This is a genomic window from Cupriavidus sp. SK-4 (assembly GCF_000611125.1).
Lineage (GTDB): Bacteria > Pseudomonadota > Gammaproteobacteria > Burkholderiales > Burkholderiaceae > Cupriavidus > Cupriavidus necator.
The window spans coordinates 19,073-37,107 of record NZ_JFJW01000050.1 but is presented as its reverse complement, the minus strand read 5'-3'; the positions used below and the strand labels follow the sequence as shown (position 1 = coordinate 37,107).

Sequence of the window (18,035 nt, the reverse complement as noted above, 5' to 3'; positions counted from 1 at the left end):
GGCGCGTCACCGCCGCCGCCCCCGCCGCCGCAAGCGGCGAGCATGGCGGTGGCGGCCACGGCCAGCGCACGTGCCGGCACCGTGGATGGGCGCGAGGCCCGCGGCAGGATCAGTCGATGGGGTTGCATGGTGTGGTCTCCTCGGTCTTGTGTCTTCTTGGTGGACTCAGGGGGCTGCCAGCACGCCGACGCGGAAGGTCGGGCTGGCGCTGCCGGTGCCGGACAGGTGGCTGAACACCCGGCCGCTGGCGATCAGCGCACCGGCGGTGCCGCTGTTGTCGGTGGTGGCGATCATGCCCGGCGCGTTCTGCGTGAAGTCGAGCTGGAAGGCACCGCTCTGGTTCATCGTCATCGGGTCCAGCAGCTCCACGCGCGCGCCCTTGACCAGCGAGGCGGTGTAGACAAAGTCGCTGCCCGAGCCGATATAGCCGCCGTCAAGCTGGCCGCTGGCCAGTGCCTTCGCCGGCGCCATCAGCGCCAGGCCCGATTCGTCGTCGACATTGACCGTCAGCGGCAGCAGCGAGATCTGCGCGTAGCCGGTGCGCACCAGCAGCGGCACCAGCGCGCCGTTGAGCTTGCCCACCACCATCAGGCCCTTGGCGCGGCTGGCGTTGTTGCTGGTGATGGCAGCACTCTGGAACGACGGGTAACGGCGGCTGCCATCGGCATTGCTGCTTTCGAAGGCGCCGTCGGCGCTGCGCAGCTTCCAGCTGTTGCCGGTGCTGAGGCAGCTGCCGGCCGCAACGGTGCAGCTGCCGTCGGCGTTCAGCGTCTCGGTGGTCTGCGCGGTCGCGGGTGTGAAGTGGCTCGACGAAGTCAGCGAGCCGCCGGACGGCACCTGGTGGTAGCCCAGCAGGTTGTAGTTGCCGGCCACCCTGGTGAAGTCGGTCTCGGTCTGTGCGAATGCCAGCACCGGGTAGAACGGGAACGTGGTGGCCGGGATCGCGCCCAGCCCGAGCACGCCCGGATAGGAGATGGTGGCACCCGGGATGCCGCCGCCCGCAACGCCATTGCCCAGGAAGATCACCGGCGGCTTCGCGCTGTCGATATTCGCCTGCGAGGTGCCGTCAGACGCCGTTGCTGTCTGCAGCGCAACCGCGCAGCGGTTCTGCTCGGCAGTCGGCAGCGAGGTCATGTTGGCAAAGGTGCCGGTAAAGGTCACGCCCGCGCGCGTCGGGCTGACGCTGCCGGGTTGCTTGGGCACCGGCGACTCGATGATCTCAAGCTGGTAGGTGCGTGCCGCGGTGTCGAAGCGCAGCTTCACCAGTTCGCCCGCGCCGGAGCCGCCGGTGAAGGTGGTGCTGTAGTCCAGTGCCGCCGGGCACAACGACCCCGGCGGGCCGCCGATGGTGACCGGACCCTGCGCGGGGCACGTGCCCGTGTCAGCGCATTGCGGTGCCTGCGTGCCGGCGCGCGGCGCCTCTTCATCGCCGCCGCCGCCACCGCAGCCGGCCAGCGCCGCGGCAAGGCTCACCCCTGTCAAAACCAAAGTGCTGCGTCGAAGCATCGACATGGTCATTGCCTGTCTCCTGATTTTTTCTTGGCGACCCCTGTTTCTGGATCTGGTGTCCGGCTCTGCGGCCGGATCCCTCCCGGGTGCGGCGACTCTCGCCGCTCGCGTGTTTTTGCGTCAATAGAGCGGCCGTTCCAAACAGGCGCGCCTGGCGTGCATGCCGCATGTGGCTGTGGATTGCGGGTGTTGCACGGACTGCGCGGCAATGCGGCGCGGCCCCCGATTCAAACGCACGGTGCGCGCCGCTTTGCCGCATCTCAGAAGCGATAGTCAGGATTGGCCGGATCGAACGCCGAGGCCTCGAAGGTCTTGCGCACCAGCTTGTCGAAAACGATCTTCTCGACCATGTTGCCGTCGGCATCCCACGCGGTTTCCACGCGGATATACGGATGCTTCAGGTCCAGCATCAGCTGCACCTTCTTGGCGTAGTACTGCGGCGCGCCGGCCGGCAGGTCCCAGGTCAGCGCCACCATGCGCACGCCCTGCTCCTGCACGATCTCGGCCTTGCTGTATTTCTCGGACAGGCCGGCGGCACGCAGCGACTTGGCATCGCGCTCCAGCATCGACAGCACGAACTGGAAGCCCAGGTCACGCACGGTGTGGTTGGACTGCGAACGCGCCAGCGTGCCGTCCAGTCCGATCCACATCGAGGTGAAGCCCAGCACGCCGCCCAGGTGGCCGTACATCTCGTCCTTGCGGCGGGTTTCGTCATAGATGATTTCCTGGCCCGACTGCGCGCCGCCGGGCAACCACTTGGCATAGAGCTGGCGCGGCTGATGGCGGTAGCGGATCTGCATCTTCGCGGGCTGGTCTTGCCACTGGTTGTTGAGCCGTTCCTGGCGCGACATCCAGTACTCGTACTCGGGATAGCGGTTCATCTCGGCGCGGGCCCATTTCAGCAGCGCATCCGGCTGCAGCGCTTGGAATACGGCCAGCACCTGCTCATCGGACAACCGCGCGAGTTCGCCGCTGGCGACCTGGCGCGAGAACAGTGCGGCTTGCTGTGCGGATGTCTGGCCGTCATAGCCCGTGCCCGCGGCGACGGTGGCGGTGGCCGTCTGGGCCATGGCCACGGGGGGTATGGCCAGTGGCGCAGCCAGCAGTCCGATGACGGCACCGGCGACGGCGGCAAGGTAAAGCGGTTGGATCGACATGGCAGCTTCCTCCTCAAGATGTCCGCCAGGAGGCGGAGCGCGGGCAGCGCAGGGCGAACGGGACCACCGCCGCGCTCTTGGAAAATCCGATAAGGCGCACGGGGTCCGCGGGGCCTGTGCGTGGCCTCGCTGGGTGGATCGACGGTTCAGGTTTTGCGTGAGGGCGGTGGCGCCGGTCCGGCGGTAACCGGGCGCGGCGCGCGCCGCTATGTCCTGGTGCGCATTCGCATCCAGTCATCCAGCGGGTTGCTGGGGAAGCTCACGGTTTGCTCGCGCGCGCGGACCGGCATGCTGGTCACGGCTGAGCGTTTGGTGCCCTCATTGCGCACGGTGCGTGCGCTGATGCGGGCCTTGCCGAGGGCGGCGGCGGTCTGGCTGGCCGCATCGCCCATCGTTGCCGCCATCGCGGCATAACTGGCGCCCGGGTCATCGGCGGGCTGCGCAGCGGCCAGCCTGCTGGCGCGCTGCTCGGCCTGCTGCTGCTCGCCGAGCTCGAACACCGACTGCAGCGCCGAGAACTCATCCGCGCTGGGTTGCGCCACGTTCAGCACGGCTTCCACCATGGCGGTGAGCTGGGCCAGCACGTGCGCATCGCTCATCTGCCGGCCCTGCGTGAACGCCGGCAGCAGGTTGGTGAGCTCTTCGCCGGCCAGCACGCCGGCCAGTGCCTTGAGCGCAAACTGCAGGCGCCAGCCCAGCTCATGCCGCGGCAGCCCCGGAATGGCGCGCGAGAAAGCATCGAAGAAGCGCCCGTACACCGGGGCGTAGTGCTCCAGCAGGTATTGCTGGATAAACGGTGAGGTGTCCGAATACACGCGCCCGAGCAGCCGCAGGAACGACGGCCCGCCCACCGACGGGTCGCGTGCCATCTGCAGCGCGGGCACGAACAGCGCACCCATCACGTGCTCGCAGCGGATGCTGTTGCCGGGCCAGCGCGCTTCGCACGCATCGAGCAGCGCCAGGCGCCGCGCGTTGAGCGGATCCAGCCGCCGGCTCAGCACGGCGTGCATCATGATGTCTTTGCTGCGGAAGTGGTAGTTCACGGCCGCCAGGTTGACGATGGCGCGCGACGTGACCTGCCTGAGCGAGGTGGCTTCATAGCCAACCTCGGTAAACAACTTTTCCGTGGCGTCGAGAATCCGGGCCTTGGTGTCTCCTGCCGAGCTTTTGCCGGTCTTCATGGGGGCGTCTCTCTTCGTTGCTGCCTTAAACCCCTTAGCAATTTGCTACGCTGTTCCGCTCCCTGCTCTGACGGCATACGGATGCTTGAAACAGCTGTACGAAGCCTATCCACCACTTCGAGCGTTTCACAAGACCTGAATTGGAGTGGACATTCTAATTGCGCCACTGGTGTGGGGAATCGCACAACAATGTCGCCCGCAGCCTGCATCGAGCAGCCATGCCGGATGCCTGCAACGCAGGACATTGCAGGCTTGCGCAGCCGAAACATCATGACGTGAGGCTTCGTGCCAGCGCGTCCGCATTCTGCGCCGTCAGCGCGAACACTGACAATTGGGGATTGGCCCCCACGCTGGTCGGGAACACCGAGCCGTCGAATACCGACAGGTTGGCCAGCTGGTGGTGGTTGCCATGGCTGTCCACCACGCCGCCGCGCGCATCGTCGCTCATGCCGCAGCCGCCCATCAGGTGCGCGGTGAACAGCGCGGTGCGGAACGGCTTGAGCGGCAGTTGCGCGATGGCGTCGCGCGCCTCGGGCCAGCTGCGGTACTCGGCGGCATCCAGGTGGGCGGGCCGCACGCGCTCCGCACCGGCGGCAAACTGCGCCTGCGCCATGCTCAGCCACGCACGCCGCACGCCGTCCCAGGCGTAGTCGCTCATCTCATAGTCCAGCAGCGGGCTGCCGTCGGCCGCCAGCCGCACGCGCCCGCCCGTGCTCTCTGGCACAAAGCCGTCGCGCAGCAGTGCCAGCATGGCGTTGGTATGGGGCAGTTGCGCCATGTCGCGGCGCAGCGCCTCGCCCACGCCGTTGACCACGCCCGCGCTGATGCCGGGGAACAAGGGCGGCACCTCCAGCTTGTAGCCCATCGGCCCGGTCGCGCCATCCTTCCACTGGAAGTGGTCGGAAGCGATCGACTGCGGTGCGCCATAATAAGGATCAATGCGCTCCGGCATTTTGGCGATGGTGATATTCACCGGGTGGATAAATGTGCGCAATCCCAGCCGCTCATGCGGGTCCGGCACGCGCGAGCGCAGCAGCAGCGCCGGCGTGTTGATGGCGCCGCCGGCGGCGATGAAGTGTTTGGCGCGCACGACTACGCCGACGCCGGTCGGCGTATAGCCGTCCGCGCCCAGCGCCTCGCCGGTGACCGACTGCACGCGCTTGCCGTCATGGTCCAGCGTGCGCACGCGCACGCGGTGCACCAGCGTCGCGCCGCTGGCCAGTGCCGCGGGAATGGTCGATACCAGCATCGACTGTTTGGCATTGACCGGGCAGCCCAGCCCGCAATAGCCGGAGTTCCAGCAGCCCTTCACGTTGCGCGGGATCACGTGCCATTCCCAGCCCAGCGTTTCGCAGCCGCGCTTGAGCACTTCGTTGTTGGGATTGGGCGCCATCGCCCAGGGCGCGATGCCCAGGCGCTCTTCCACTTTCCTGAACCACGGCGCCATGTCGGCCTCGCTGTGGCCGGTGACGGCGTGATGCGTGGCCCAGTGCGCCAGCGTCTGCGGCGGCGTGCGGAAGCTCGACGACCAGTTGACCGTGGTGCTGCCGCCGACGGAGCGGCCCTGCAGGATGGCGATGGCGCCGTCGGCCGTGGTGCGCGCCGCGGCCTCCTGGTACAGCTCGCGATAGGCGCGGTTCTCATCCATGTCGCGGAAGCTGTCCGAGGTGCGCAGCGCCCCCTCTTCCAGCAGCACCACGCGCAGGCCCGCGCGGCTCAGCGCCTCGGCGCTGATGCCGCCGCCCGCGCCGCTGCCGACGATGACGACGTCGGCATCGAGCGTGCGCGTGGTGGTGAAGGTGGCAGCGTCCAGTACCTTCCAGCCGGCGGCGATGCCGGCGTCGTAGAGATTGTCGATGGCCATGTCGGGGATCAGGCGTGCAGCGCCTTGTAGACGGCCGCGTTCGGGCCGGGATAGCCGCTGCCCGCCCACGCGGCGGGCAGTACGTAGTAGCTCACGCTGGTGAGCTTGACCAGCACCACCGCGCCGGCATTGAGCGTGGCCAGGCGGCTGGCGCGCCAGCGCGCCAGGAAGGCCTGCACCTGCGCCGGCGTGGCCGCACTCCAGTCTTGGCGGATGCCGGTCAGCGCCCAGCGCAGCGGCATGCTGGCAAGCAGTCCGAACAGCTTGCGCAGCTCGGCTTGCGCACCCGCGCCCATCGCGGCGCAGGTCGCGTCGATATTGCGCAGCGCGTCTTGCTCCAGGGTCGCGCGCCGCGGCGGCGGGGCTTCGGCCAGCTCAGTGACGATGGCCGGCAGCAGCGCGCGCAACATCGCCACGTCTTCCGGGCGCAGCCAGGTCATGCCGGCCTGCGGCGCGGGATGGGCCGATGAGCAGCCGGCCAGCGACGGCACCAGCCCGGTGCAGGCCAGCGCGGCCGAGAAGCCGAGGCCGACTTTCAGGAAGCCGCGCCGCGTCAGCGCATGCAGCGTCTCGGCATCGGCATCCGCACGGCGGTGTGGATGATTGGGGGGCATGTTGTCTCCTTGCGTCGGTCTCTTGTATTCAGGCGGGGCAGGCCCGCATTGACGCTACCCGGAGTATGGATAAAGATCGGTGCCCGGTCTTGATCCCGCACGACAGGTGATTTGATGCCACGCGCCAACCAGCCCGACGGCGGTGCCAGTGGTACGCAAGCGGGCACCGCATTGGGCACCGTCTCGCTCGCCTACCTCCGCGCCGTGCTCGACCACGGCGCGCGCCAGGGCATTGCCCCGGCCGAACAGCTGCGCGCCGTCGGCGTGCCGCCCGAGCTGCTGCACGCCACCGGTGCGCAGACCGCCACGCGCATTCCCGGCGCGGCCTACCTGGCGCTGCTCGACTGGCTGGAGCAGGTCACCGGCGATCCCGATGTCGGCCTGCGCGCCGGCGCCGCCTTCGCGCCGCGCCACTATGCCGAGATGGGCTACGTGGTGCTGACCACGCCCACCGTGCGCGACGCCATCCTGCAAGGCATCCGCTATGAGGTGCTGGCCAACGATATCGGCGGCACCCGCCTGATCGAAACGCCGCAGGCCGCCTGCATGACCTGGGAAGCCCGGCATGGCCCGCTGTCGCGCCATGCGCATGAGCTGCACATGGCAACCTGGGTGGTGTTCGCGCGCTGGCTGATCGGTGAGCAGCACGTGGCCACCCAAGTGGAATTCCCGCATCCCGCGCCGGCGGATACCCGCCTGCATGCCGAGGTGTTAGGCTGCCCCGTGGTCTTCAACGCCGCGCGCCATGCCATGCATATCGAACGGGCCTTGCTGGACCTGCCGTCGCTGCAGGCCGACGCGGGCATGCAGGCGCAGATGACGCGCATCGCCGATACCCAGCTGCAGCAGATCGTGCCGGCCGGGGCCGACGCATTGGCGCAGGCGCGTGCCTATATCAGCGGGCGGCTGCCGCAGGGCGAACTGCCCATTGCCGATGTGGCCGCGCAACTGGGCATGCCCGTGCGCACCCTGCAGCGGCGGCTGCAGGCGCAGGGCATCAGTTATTCACAGCTTGTGGATAACGTGCGGCGCGCGCTGGCGGAGCAGTATCTTGCCGATCCCGGCATCAGCCTGGCGCAGTGCGCGATGCGGCTCGGCTATTCCGAGCAGAGTGCCTTCACCCACGCCTTCAAGCGCTGGACCGGTGAAACGCCGCACGGCTGGCGGCGCAAGGGACAGGCCGCCTAGTGCCTGAATGTTGCGGCCACGCCTTCGTGATCCGCGAAGCCTGAAAAAAATCTCCCGGTTTCAAACGCACGACCGAATCCCACAGCGCAAGCGCCTGCGGGGTGGCATCGCCTTGTTTCATGTGCGCCAAACGCCACTGGAAATCCCCAAAAATTAGAACCATCCTTCAACTCACGGCATTGACCACCTGCCCGGCGCTTCCTACGATGACATCCATTAATGTCACAATAAACACTGTAATAACGGTGAGGAGCGCCCATGAATGCACCCGCGGAGCTGCCGCAGCAGGCATCCCCTGCCCTTGAGCACACAGACATTGCCATCATCGGCAGTGGCTTTGCCGGCCTCGGCATGGCGATACGGCTGCGCGAGCGCGGCGAGCGCAACTTCCTGATCTTCGAGAAAGCCGGCTCCGTCGGCGGCACTTGGCGCGACAACCATTACCCGGGCTGCGCCTGCGATGTGCAGTCGCACCTGTATTCCTTTTCCTTCGCGCCGAACCCGGACTGGTCGCGCATGTTCTCGACCCAGCCGGAGATCCGCGCCTACCTGGAAGGCTGCACCGACCGCTTCGGCCTGCGCCCGCACCTGCGGCTGCACCATGAACTGCGCCACGCCGCCTGGGACGAGGCCGCGCAGGTGTGGCGTCTGGAGATGGCCGACGGCAAGGTGGTCCGGGCGCGCGTGCTGGTCTCCGGCATGGGCGGGCTGAGCCGGCCTTCCTACCCCAATATCCCCGGTCTGGACTCGTTCGAGGGCGAGTGCTTCCACTCGCAGCACTGGAACCACGCCTATGCGCTCGCCGGCAAGCGCGTGGCCGTAATCGGCACCGGCGCCAGCGCGATCCAGTTCGTGCCGCAGATCGCGCCGCAGGTGGCGCAGCTGGACCTGTACCAGCGCACCCCGCCGTGGATCATGCCCAAGCCGGACCGCGAGGTCAGCGCGACCGAGCGCTGGCTGTTCCGCCGCCTGCCGTTCACGCAGACGCTGGTGCGCACCGGCATCTACTGGATGCTGGAATCGCGCGTGCTGGGCTTTGTGCTGCATCCGAAGATCATGAAGGTGGTGGAGCGCGTCGCACGCGGCCATCTGGCCAGGCAGGTGCGCGACCCCGCCTTGCGCGCAACGCTGACGCCGGACTACACCATCGGTTGCAAGCGCGTGCTGATCTCCAACGACTACTACCCGGCACTGACGCGCGACAACGTGGACGTGGTCACTACCGGCATCGCCCGTGTGGAGCGCGACGCGGTGGTGCTGCGCGACGGCACGCGCCGGCCCGCGGACTGCATCATCCTGGGCACCGGCTTCCATGCCACCGACCCGATGCCGCGCGGCGTGATCTCCGGCCTTGACGGCGTGGACCTGGTCGATGCCTGGCGCGACGGCGCGCAGGCCTACCTGGGCACCACCGTGGCGGGCTTCCCCAACCTGTTCTTCGTGGTCGGCCCCAATACCGGCCTGGGCCACAGCTCGATGGTGTTCATGATCGAGTCGCAGGTGGCCTACATCGCGGATGCCCTGCAGCAGATGCGCCGCGACGGCGTGCAGGCGGTGGACGTGCGCGAGCCGGTGCAGCGCCGCTTCAACGAACGGCTGCAGGGGCGGCTGGGCCATGCGATCTGGTCCGCCGGCGGCTGCGCCAGCTGGTACATCGACCCGCGCAGCGGCCGCAACACCACGCTGTGGCCGGGCTTCACCTGGCAGTTCCGCCGCGCCACGGCCAGCTTTCGCATGACCGACTACGACCTGTACCCGGTGCGGCGCGCATTGCCGGACGAGACCGCAATGCAGCCCGGGGCGGCCGATATCGCCACGGTCGCCGGTGCCTGACGCACACGCATTCCCCCTGATTTACACCCAAAAGAACGACATCACCGGAAGGAGACCGGACATGAAGGACTTCCGCAACAAGGTTGCCGCCGTCACCGGCGCCGGCTCGGGCATCGGCCGCGCGCTGGCGGTGGCGCTGGCACGGCAGGGCTGCCACCTGGCGCTGTCAGACCGCAACGAGGCCGGGCTGGCGCAGACCGTGGCCCAGACCATGGCCGCCGCGCCGCAGGCCCGCATCACGCAGCACACCGTGGATGTGGCCGACCGCGCCGCGGTCTACGCGTGGGCCGCCGCGGCCGCCGAATCGCACGGCCGCATCAACCTGATCTTCAACAACGCCGGCGTGGCGTTATCCAGCACCGTCGAGGGCATGAGCTACGACGACCTGGAATGGATCATGGGCATCAACTTCTGGGGCGTGGTGTACGGCACCAAGGCCTTCCTGCCGTACCTGAAGGCCAGCGGCGACGGCCACGTGGTCAATACGTCGAGCATCTTCGGCATCTTCGCCCAGCCCGGCATGGGCGCCTACAACGCCAGCAAGTACGCGGTGCGCGGCTTCACCGAATCGCTGCGGCAGGAGCTGGACCTGATGGACTGCGGCGTGTCGGCCACCACCGTGCACCCGGGCGGCATCAAGACCAATATCGCCCAGGCCAGCCGCGTGTCATCCAGCGTCAACGGCTTCCTGGTGCGCGACGCGCAGCACGGCAAGGATGAGTTCGAGAAATTCTTCATCACCTCGCCCGACAAGGCCGCGCGCGTGATCCTGGAAGGCGTGCGCCGCAACCGCCGGCGCGTGCTGATCGGACCCGACGCCTACGCCGCCGATGCCATGGCACGCCTGCTGCCGGCCGCCTACCAGTCGCTGGTGGTGCGGGAGACGCGCCGCAAGCGCGATCTGGGCCCCGTTGCGGCACCGGCCTCGATCGGCCAGGGAGAGCGCCCGTGAACCGGCTCGCGATCGAACAGGATGCTGCGCTGCTGGCGCCACCGCGGGTGCTGACGCGCTGGTTCGGGCAAGGCCGCGTAGGGCTGTTCAGCCTGTCGCGCGCCACGCTGGCGCAGCGCCATGCGCTGCCGGCCTCGCGCTGGGTGCGCGTGCTGGATGCGATGGTGCACTACACCGATGAAGGCCCCGCCGACGGCGAGACCCTGGTGCTGATCCACGGCTTCGGCGCTTCGCTGCATACGTGGCAAGGGATCGTGCCGGCGCTGGCGCAGCGTTATCGCGTGCTGCGGCTGGACCTCGCCCCGTTCGGGCTGACCGGGCCGCTGCGCGATGCGCGCGGCCGCATCGAAACCATGGACGTGCACCGCTACCGCGATTTCATCGATGCCTTCCTGGCCGCGCTGAACGTACGCCGCGCCAGCATCATCGGCAACTCGCTGGGCGGGCTGATCGCGTGGGACCTGGCGGTGCGCCGGCCCGATGCGGTCGACAAGCTGGTGCTGATAGATGCCGCCGGCTTCCCGATGCGGCTGCCGATCTATATCGACCTGTTCCGCCATGCGCCGGTGCGCTGGTCGGCACCGTGGATGCTGCCGGAGTTCATCATCCGCGCCGCCACGCGCGACGTCTATGGCGATGCCTCACGCGTGCCGGAGTCCACCTTCCGCCGCTACGTCGATTTCTTCTACGCCGAAGGCAGCCGCGAGGCCGTCGGCAAGATGGTGCCCAGGCTCGACTTTGCCCAGCTTGACACCCACCTGCTCGGCAGCGTGCGCGCGCCCACGCTGGTGCTGTGGGGCGAGCGCGACCGCTGGATCCCGCCCGCGCACGCACAGGCCTTTGCCGAGCGCATCCCCGGCGCGCAGCTGCGCCGCTACGCGGGACTTGGCCACGTGCCGATGGAAGAAGACCCGCAACGCGTGGCCGCAGACCTGCTGCCGTTCCTGGCAGCCCAATGAATTCCCACCGGCGCAACACGCGCCGGCCTTCACCCAAGGAGACCGCCATGATGCCAGTCCGCCGCGACGTGCATCCCCACCTGCCGCCAGAACGCATCAGCGACTGGCACGAACGGGGCCGTCACGTCACCCATTTCATCAACGCGCTGTCGATCTTCTTCCCCGCCGGGGAGCGCTTCTTCATGGACAGCGTGCGCAACTACCGCGACCAGGTGAAAGACCCCGAACTGAGCCGCGCCATCGCCGGCTTTATCGGCCAGGAAGCGATGCACACGCGCGAGCACATCCTCTACAACCGGCTGATGGAAGAAGCCGGCCTGCCCGCCGCGGCGCTGGACCGCTCGGTGTGGAAGCTGCTGGACCTGCTGCGCAAGATCCTGCCCAAGTCCTGGCAGCTGGCCCACACCATCGCGCTGGAGCACTACACCGCGATGCTGGCCGGCGGCCTGCTGCAGGATCAGCGCCACATGGGCGCGGCCTCTGAGACCGGCTACCGGCAGGTGTGGACCTGGCACGCGCTGGAAGAAACCGAGCACAAGGCCGTGGCCTACGATGTCTGGAACACGGTGATGAAGCCGGGCCCCTACCGCTACTTCCTGCGCACCTTCACCATGCTGACCACCACCGTGACGTTCTGGGCCATGGTGTTCGTGTTCCACATCGCGCTGGTGATGGGCGACAAGGGCTGCCGCAACAAGCTGACCGGGTTTGGCAGCGTGCTGCGCTTTTTGTGGGCCTCGCCCGCCGTGCTGCCCAAGATGATCCCGGAATGGCTCAGCTACTTCCGCCCTGGCTTCCATCCGTGGGACGACGACAACCGCGCCGAGCTGGCACGCATCGCCCCGCTGGTCGAAGAGATCGAAAACACCGCGCGCGCCGCCGGCGTCTCCACCCGCGCGCCCTCGCTGCGGGGGGCCGCATGACCATCTGGCAGTGCCGTATCTGTGGATTCGTTTATGAAGAAGCGCTCGGCATGCCCGAGCACGGGATCGCGCCCGGCACACCGTGGGGCGCGGTCCCGCTGGAGTGGAGCTGCCCGGACTGCGGCATGGCGAAAGCGGATTTCGACATGGTTGCGCTATAGGCGGGCGGTGGTCAATGAGGGGTGATCGCTGTCAGCACCCCGATCCATCAAACAAAAAGCCCGGCATCACTGCCGGGCTTTTTGCTTACCGCAACCTGCAACAGCTTCAGCTCTTGGCCACCACTGCCGCCTTGCCCTTGCCGAGCATGCGGTTGATCTGCCACTGCTGGGCGATCGACAGGATGTTGTTCACCACCCAGTACAGCACCAGGCCGGCCGGGAAGAAGAAGAACATCACCGAGAACACCAGCGGCATGATCATCATGACCTTGGCCTGCACGGGGTCCGGCGGGGTCGGGTTCAGCTTGGTCTGCACGAACATCGACACGGCCATCACGATCGGCAGGATGTAGAACGGATCCGGCACCGACAGGTCATGGATCCAGCCCAGCCACGGCGCGCCGCGCATTTCCACCGACGACAGCAGCACCCAGTACAGCGCAATGAACACCGGGATCTGGATCACGATGGGCAGGCAGCCGCCGAGCGGGTTGACCTTCTCGGTCTTGTACAGCCCCATCATCTCCTGGTTCATCTTCTGCGGGTCGTTCTTGTAACGCTCGCGGATCGACGTCATGCGCGGCTGCAGGTCCTTCATCTTGCCCATGGACTTGTAGCTTGCCGCCGACAGCGGGAAGAACACCAGCTTGATCAGCACCGTCAGCGCGATGATCGACCAGCCCCAGTTGCCCAGGAAGCCGTGCAGCTTCTCCAGCAGCCAGAACAGCGGCTTGGCCAGGATGGTCAGCCAGCCATAGTCCTTCACCAGTTCCAGGCCCGGGGCGATCTTCTCGAGCATGTGCTCTTCCTGCGGGCCGGCGAACAGGCGCGCATCGGTGGTCACCGTGGCGCCCGGGGCCAGTTCACCCAGCGGCTGCTGCACGCCCACGCGGTACAGGTTCGGGTCGATCTGCTGGACGTAGAAGCTGTGCTCCTTGCCGGTCTGCGGGATCCAGGCCGAGGCAAAGTAGTGCTGCACCATCGCCACCCAGCCATTGTTGGCGGCGGCAGGCACGGTGGCCTTGCCCTTGGCGATGTCTTCGAAGTCGATCTTGTGGTACTTGTCGGCGTCGGTGTAGACGGCCGGGCCGGTGAAGGTGCTGTAGAACTGCGACTGCTCGACCTTGCTGCCGTCGCGCGCCAGTTCCAGGTACAGCGTCGGCGAGACCGGCGCGGCACCCGCGTTGGTCACCGCGAACTTGGTGTCGACCACATAGGTGCCCTTGCGGAACACATAGGTCTTGACCAGCTTCACGCCGTTCTTCTCAGCGGTCAGCGCCACTTCCAGCTGCTCGGCGCCGTCCAGCGTGCGCGGGCCCGGGGCGGCGGTGAACACCGTGGTGTGGTTGGGCAGGTCGCCGCCGATCAGGCCCGAGCGTGCCATGTAGGTGCGCACGTTGTCGCGCTCGAACAGCACCACCGGCTTGCCGTCCTTCTCATGCTCCTTGAGCAGCTCCAGGCGCGACACGATGCCGCCGGCGGTGTCGATCTCGGCGCGCACCGTGTCGGTGGTCACCACGATCTTCTCGCCGGTGGGCTGGGCCGTGGCCTGCGGCGCGGCCGGGGCAGCGGTACCCGCTGCGCCTGGCGCCACGTTGGCCTTGGGCACGTCGCCCTGGGCGGCAGCGCCGCTGGCGGCGGGCGCCGAGGCGGGCTGTTGGGTCGTGCTCGGGAAGAACATCGACGCATGGCCTTGGGAGCGCTGCCAGTTGTCGTAGAGCAGCACGAGGGACATCGAGAAGATGACCCAGAGGATGGTGCGTTTGATATCCATGTCTGGCTGTGGTCGGAGAAATCAGGGTCTGGGCAGACGGATCGCAACAGGCGCATGGCCTGCGGCGGCATGGACGGAACGGCCCGCGTGGGTGTCCGGCCTGGCAGTGTCGTCAGCTTCCGTGCCCGGCACGGGATCATACCCGCCTTGGGCGAAAGGATGGCAGCGGCACAGCCGGCAGGCGGCCATCCAGCTGCCGCGCGCGGCGCCGTAATGGATGACGGCGTCGCGGGCGTAGTCGGAACAGGTCGGCAGGAAGCGGCACTGCGAGCCCAGGTAGGGACTCAGGGCGATCTTGTAGATACGCAGCAGGGCTAGCAGGATTCGCTTCATGGCAGGCGGTTCAGGCCGGAAGGCCTGGTGGCTGGCTTTGCGAGGGGCTCGCCGGTGGCGCCGCGGGTGGCGGTGCCGAGGGCGAGGCAGGCGGTGCGGGTGGCGGCAGTGGCTTGGCTGCTACGTCGAGCAGGCTGGCGATTTCCGCCGCGCATGCCCTTCGGACCGCCGCGCGCGTCGCAAATTCCGCGCGCGGAAACTTGGCTTGCAGGCGCAGCAGCACGTCGCGTCCCGCCAGGTGCTCACGGCGCTGGCGGAACAGCTCGCGCGCCATGCGCTTCACCAGGTTGCGCTCAGCCGCGCGCGGCGCGAACTTCTTGCCGACCACCACGCCAAGCCGGCCTTCCGGACGGTCATTGGCGCGCACGTAGAGCACGAAATGCGGGCTGCGCCGCCGGGGCCGCAAAGCAAAAACGGATGAAAACTCATCCGTCTTTGTTAGCCTCGCGGCTTTGGGGAAGGCATGGGCTGACACGCTGGGTGACACTGGCGAGCGCTGGCGAATACTACTGCTGGCGCAAAAGCGGCGCCCTGCGGCAAGCGGCCGGCCGACCTGAAGCCGAGGCGGTAGGCATTGACGGCTGCGCGGCACGGCTGCGGTACGCTGCAGCCGGCGCCGGGCGCGCCGTCAGGCCGGTCGCCCGGGCCTCAGATGGCCAGGCGCTTGCGGCCCTTGGCGCGGCGTGCGTTGATGACGGCACGGCCGCCGCGGGTCTTCATGCGCACGCGGAAACCGTGGGTACGCTTGCGGCGGGTAACGGAAGGTTGGTAGGTACGTTTCATGTTGCACTCTCTGGTTGATCTTGGCTCGCCCGACTCCGGCCGGTGCCGGGGTGCCGTGGCCGCCGCGTATGGTTCGCATGGGGCTGCCGCAAGCAAGAAACTGCCGCGGCGTATCCGACGATTCTGGTTCTGTCTTTGCTGCCGGCCGAATGGCGCGCGCTGCAGGCGGGGTGGCCTGTGGGCGCGGACGGCACGAACAGGCCAGACCCGGCGATGCGCATACGTGATCCCCTGCCGCATCGCAGAACCCGCCATTTAAACGATTTTCTCCGGCGCTGTCAAGGCACAAGTCTGTGTGCAAGGGCACAATTGCCACAGCGCCCTGGGGCCCGTGGTGCGCCATTGTCCACAATGATCGGTGGGTAACTGGATGTGTTCCGAGGGCCACCTCTATCGCAGTCATCCACAGGCGAAGTCCCTGTTTTGCCTGAGATTTTGCCCGTTTCCGCACCCCGGAAAGCCGCATCACAGCAAGGGTTGTGCACACAAATCCACTGCATTTGCACAAGTTGTCCACAGACTTATCCTTTGTGGATAACTCAGGGGCGGGGGTACAATCCGGGTCCAAACACAACACGGGCTGCGTGGCGCAGGCGCAACCCGGGCTCCCACCGCGGCAACGCATGACTGAACGCACGCCAGTGCAGCGAACCTGAAGGTTCGCTGGCGGCTGCATTGGCATGCTGCGGAGGTCTCACCGAACGGAACTGATTCCTAATACGGTAAGGATGGCCCGGATCGCGCGGCGTAGATGCTGCTTGTGGCGTGCCGGGGGAACCGCTTAATTGCGGCCGGGTACGATTACCAAAAAACAAACAATGCAAGATTTCTGGCAGGCGGCAGCAGCGCAATTAGAGCGCGAGCTGACGCCGCAACAGTTCAAAACGTGGATCAAGCCGCTGGCGCCCGTTGCGTTCGATGAAGAAACGCACGCGCTGCGCATTGCCGCGCCCAACCGTTTCAAGCTGGACTGGGTCAAGAGCCAGTTTTCGGGGCGCATCACCGCACTTGCCTGCGAGTACTGGGAAGCGCAGGTCAGCGTCCAGTTCGTGCTGGATCCCGCCGCGTCGGGCCGTGCCGCTGCCTATATGCAGCCGGCCCAGCCCGGCATGGGCCCGGGCGGCATGGACGGCCACGCAGCACCGGGTACGGGCATGGCCGGCTATCCCGGCGCCCAGCCGATGGGCGGCCAGGCCCCGTTTGCCATGCCCGGCCAGCCTGGCTATGGCGAGTACCCCACCCCAGCCGCGTACGGCATGGGCCAGCCGCAGTACGGCAATACGGTCGGCATGCCCTCCGCAGCCCCGGTCCCGGCCGGCGCGCGTGCGCAGGCCCCAGGCATGGGCGGCCAGCACCCCGGCCAGCATCACCCGCAGCACGGCGCCGACATGGGCGAGATCGACGTGGTCCACATGGACCCCGCCGAGGCCAGCGCCCGCTCCTACCGCGTGCAGCCGCAGCAACCCCAGCAGCCGCACCCGTCCCATCAGCCCCACCAGCAGATGGGCGGCGCCACGCCGATGCCCGGCCACCAGCCCAGCGACACGGTGCACGAGCGCTCGCGCCTGAACCCGATCCTGACCTTTGACAACTTCGTCACTGGTAAAGCCAACCAGCTGGCTCGTGCCGCGGCCATCCAGGTGGCCAACAACCCGGGCAAGTCGTACAACCCGCTGTATCTCTATGGCGGCGTGGGCCTGGGCAAGACTCACCTGATCCACGCCATCGGCAACTACATGCTGCTGGAGAACCCGCGCGCGCGCATCCGCTACATCCACGCCGAGCAGTACGTCTCTGACGTGGTCAAGGCGTACCAGCGCAAGGCGTTCGACGAGTTCAAACGCTACTACCACTCGCTGGACCTGCTGCTGATCGACGATATCCAGTTCTTCTCCGGCAAGAACCGCACGCAGGAAGAGTTCTTCTATGCCTTCGAGGCCCTGATTGCCAACCGGGCGCAGGTGATCATCACCAGCGATACCTACCCCAAGGAAATCAGCGGCATTGACGACCGCCTGATCTCGCGCTTTGACTCGGGCCTGACCGTGGCCATCGAGCCGCCCGAGCTGGAAATGCGCGTGGCCATCCTGATGAAGAAGGCCGCCGCGGAAAGCGTCAACGTGCCCGAAGAGGTTGCCTTCTTCGTCGCCAAGCACCTGCGCTCAAACGTGCGTGAGCTGGAAGGCGCGTTGCGCAAGATCCTGGCGTTCAGCAACTTCCACGGCAAGGACATCACCATCGAGGTGACGCGCGAAGCGCTCAAGGATCTGCTGACCGTGCAGAACCGCCAGATCTCCGTGGAGAACATCCAGAAGACCTGCGCGGATTTCTACAACATCAAGGTCGCTGACATGTACTCGAAAAAGCGGCCTGCCAATATTGCACGGCCGCGCCAGATTGCGATGTACCTGGCCAAGGAGCTGACGCAGAAGAGCCTGCCCGAAATCGGCGAGCTCTTTGGCGGCCGCGACCACACCACCGTGCTGCACGCCGTGCGCAAGATCGCCGACGAACGCAGCAAGGACGCGCAGCTGAACCACGAGCTGCACGTGCTGGAGCAAACGCTCAAGGGCTGATGCATGGCCGATGCCCGGGGTACCCCCGGGAAGGCGTTTTGAAGGGTCGGCCCCTCGGGGCTGGCATACTGTAGGGTGCGCGCCACGGACATCCCGTGGCGCCTGGGGAATTAACGTCAGCGTCGCCGGGGCAAGTGTCCGGAAAATGGCCACTGATAAGGCTTTGCGGTGAGTCGGGACGGGATGGCAAGTGCGGTTTGCGCCAGCGTGGCTTTTTGTGCACAGCTG

16 protein-coding genes are annotated in these 18,035 nt (G+C 67.3%); 7 read left to right on the top strand and 9 right to left on the bottom strand.

Annotated elements, in window-relative coordinates; translation table 11 throughout:
- Nucleotides 1-165: 165 nt before the first annotated feature.
- The 5 genes from CF68_RS09800 to CF68_RS09780 form a co-directional block, all read right to left on the bottom strand.
- Entirely contained in the window at nt 166-1,518 is a 1,353-nt protein-coding gene (locus CF68_RS09800) for a DUF2957 domain-containing protein (RefSeq protein ID WP_035817938.1), read from the bottom strand.
- 251 nt (nt 1,519-1,769) lie between these two features.
- Nucleotides 1,770-2,666 carry a DUF1571 domain-containing protein gene (locus CF68_RS09795; RefSeq protein WP_035817933.1) on the bottom strand — a complete coding sequence of 299 codons (897 nt, stop codon included), beginning with the start codon at nt 2,664-2,666 and terminating at the stop codon, nt 1,770-1,772.
- A gap of 206 nt (nt 2,667-2,872) precedes the next feature.
- Complete coding sequence (locus CF68_RS09790) at nt 2,873-3,847, bottom strand: TetR/AcrR family transcriptional regulator (RefSeq protein ID WP_035817932.1); 975 nt, start codon at nt 3,845-3,847, stop codon at nt 2,873-2,875.
- 268 nt (nt 3,848-4,115) lie between these two features.
- Nucleotides 4,116-5,711: a GMC family oxidoreductase gene (locus CF68_RS09785; RefSeq protein ID WP_035817930.1), complete on the bottom strand. Its 1,596-nt coding sequence runs from the start codon at nt 5,709-5,711 to the stop codon at nt 4,116-4,118.
- An 8-nt stretch (nt 5,712-5,719) separates the two neighbouring features.
- Nucleotides 5,720-6,325: a hypothetical protein gene (locus CF68_RS09780; RefSeq protein ID WP_035817929.1), complete on the bottom strand. Its 606-nt coding sequence runs from the start codon at nt 6,323-6,325 to the stop codon at nt 5,720-5,722.
- A gap of 114 nt (nt 6,326-6,439) precedes the next feature.
- On the opposite strand from CF68_RS09780, the gene CF68_RS09775 reads away from it, so the two are divergent.
- The 6 genes from CF68_RS09775 to CF68_RS09750 all read left to right on the top strand — a co-directional run bounded on the left by CF68_RS09775 (nt 6,440) and on the right by CF68_RS09750 (nt 12,341).
- Entirely contained in the window at nt 6,440-7,513 is a 1,074-nt protein-coding gene (locus CF68_RS09775; RefSeq protein WP_035817926.1) for an AraC family transcriptional regulator, read from the top strand.
- A gap of 258 nt (nt 7,514-7,771) precedes the next feature.
- The gene (locus tag CF68_RS09770) at nt 7,772-9,346 is read left to right on the top strand and encodes an NAD(P)/FAD-dependent oxidoreductase (protein ID WP_035817922.1); all 1,575 of its coding nucleotides are present in this window, start codon (nt 7,772-7,774) and stop codon (nt 9,344-9,346) included.
- A gap of 61 nt (nt 9,347-9,407) precedes the next feature.
- Nucleotides 9,408-10,298 (top strand): SDR family oxidoreductase, encoded by an 891-nt coding sequence (locus tag CF68_RS09765; RefSeq protein ID WP_035817920.1) that lies wholly within the window; start codon nt 9,408-9,410, stop codon nt 10,296-10,298.
- Nucleotides 10,295-11,257 (top strand): alpha/beta fold hydrolase, encoded by a 963-nt coding sequence (locus CF68_RS09760; protein WP_035817918.1) that lies wholly within the window; start codon nt 10,295-10,297, stop codon nt 11,255-11,257. Before CF68_RS09765 ends, CF68_RS09760 begins: the two co-directional genes overlap by 4 nt.
- A gap of 47 nt (nt 11,258-11,304) precedes the next feature.
- The gene (locus CF68_RS09755; protein ID WP_035817915.1) at nt 11,305-12,180 is read left to right on the top strand and encodes a metal-dependent hydrolase; all 876 of its coding nucleotides are present in this window, start codon (nt 11,305-11,307) and stop codon (nt 12,178-12,180) included.
- Complete coding sequence (locus tag CF68_RS09750; RefSeq protein ID WP_035817912.1) at nt 12,177-12,341, top strand: rubredoxin; 165 nt, start codon at nt 12,177-12,179, stop codon at nt 12,339-12,341. The genes CF68_RS09755 and CF68_RS09750 overlap by 4 nt, the downstream gene beginning before the upstream one ends.
- A gap of 106 nt (nt 12,342-12,447) precedes the next feature.
- Here CF68_RS09750 and yidC read toward each other — a convergent pair whose 3' ends face one another.
- The 4 genes from yidC to rpmH all read right to left on the bottom strand — a co-directional run bounded on the left by yidC (nt 12,448) and on the right by rpmH (nt 15,231).
- On the bottom strand, nt 12,448-14,115 hold the full coding sequence (gene yidC, locus CF68_RS09745; protein WP_035817910.1) for a membrane protein insertase YidC: 1,668 nt from the start codon (nt 14,113-14,115) through the stop codon (nt 12,448-12,450).
- Between the two features lie 21 nt (nt 14,116-14,136).
- Nucleotides 14,137-14,448: a membrane protein insertion efficiency factor YidD gene (gene yidD, locus CF68_RS09740; protein WP_035817908.1), complete on the bottom strand. Its 312-nt coding sequence runs from the start codon at nt 14,446-14,448 to the stop codon at nt 14,137-14,139.
- Nucleotides 14,449-14,458: 10 nt separating this feature from the next.
- The gene (gene rnpA, locus CF68_RS09735; protein ID WP_085959671.1) at nt 14,459-14,923 is read right to left on the bottom strand and encodes a ribonuclease P protein component; all 465 of its coding nucleotides are present in this window, start codon (nt 14,921-14,923) and stop codon (nt 14,459-14,461) included.
- Nucleotides 14,924-15,096: 173 nt separating this feature from the next.
- Nucleotides 15,097-15,231: a 50S ribosomal protein L34 gene (gene rpmH / locus CF68_RS09730; RefSeq protein ID WP_008650850.1), complete on the bottom strand. Its 135-nt coding sequence runs from the start codon at nt 15,229-15,231 to the stop codon at nt 15,097-15,099.
- A gap of 818 nt (nt 15,232-16,049) precedes the next feature.
- Here rpmH and dnaA point away from each other — a divergent pair.
- Nucleotides 16,050-17,807 (top strand): chromosomal replication initiator protein DnaA, encoded by a 1,758-nt coding sequence (gene dnaA / locus CF68_RS09725; protein WP_035817903.1) that lies wholly within the window; start codon nt 16,050-16,052, stop codon nt 17,805-17,807.
- Nucleotides 17,808-18,035: the final 228 nt, after the last annotated feature.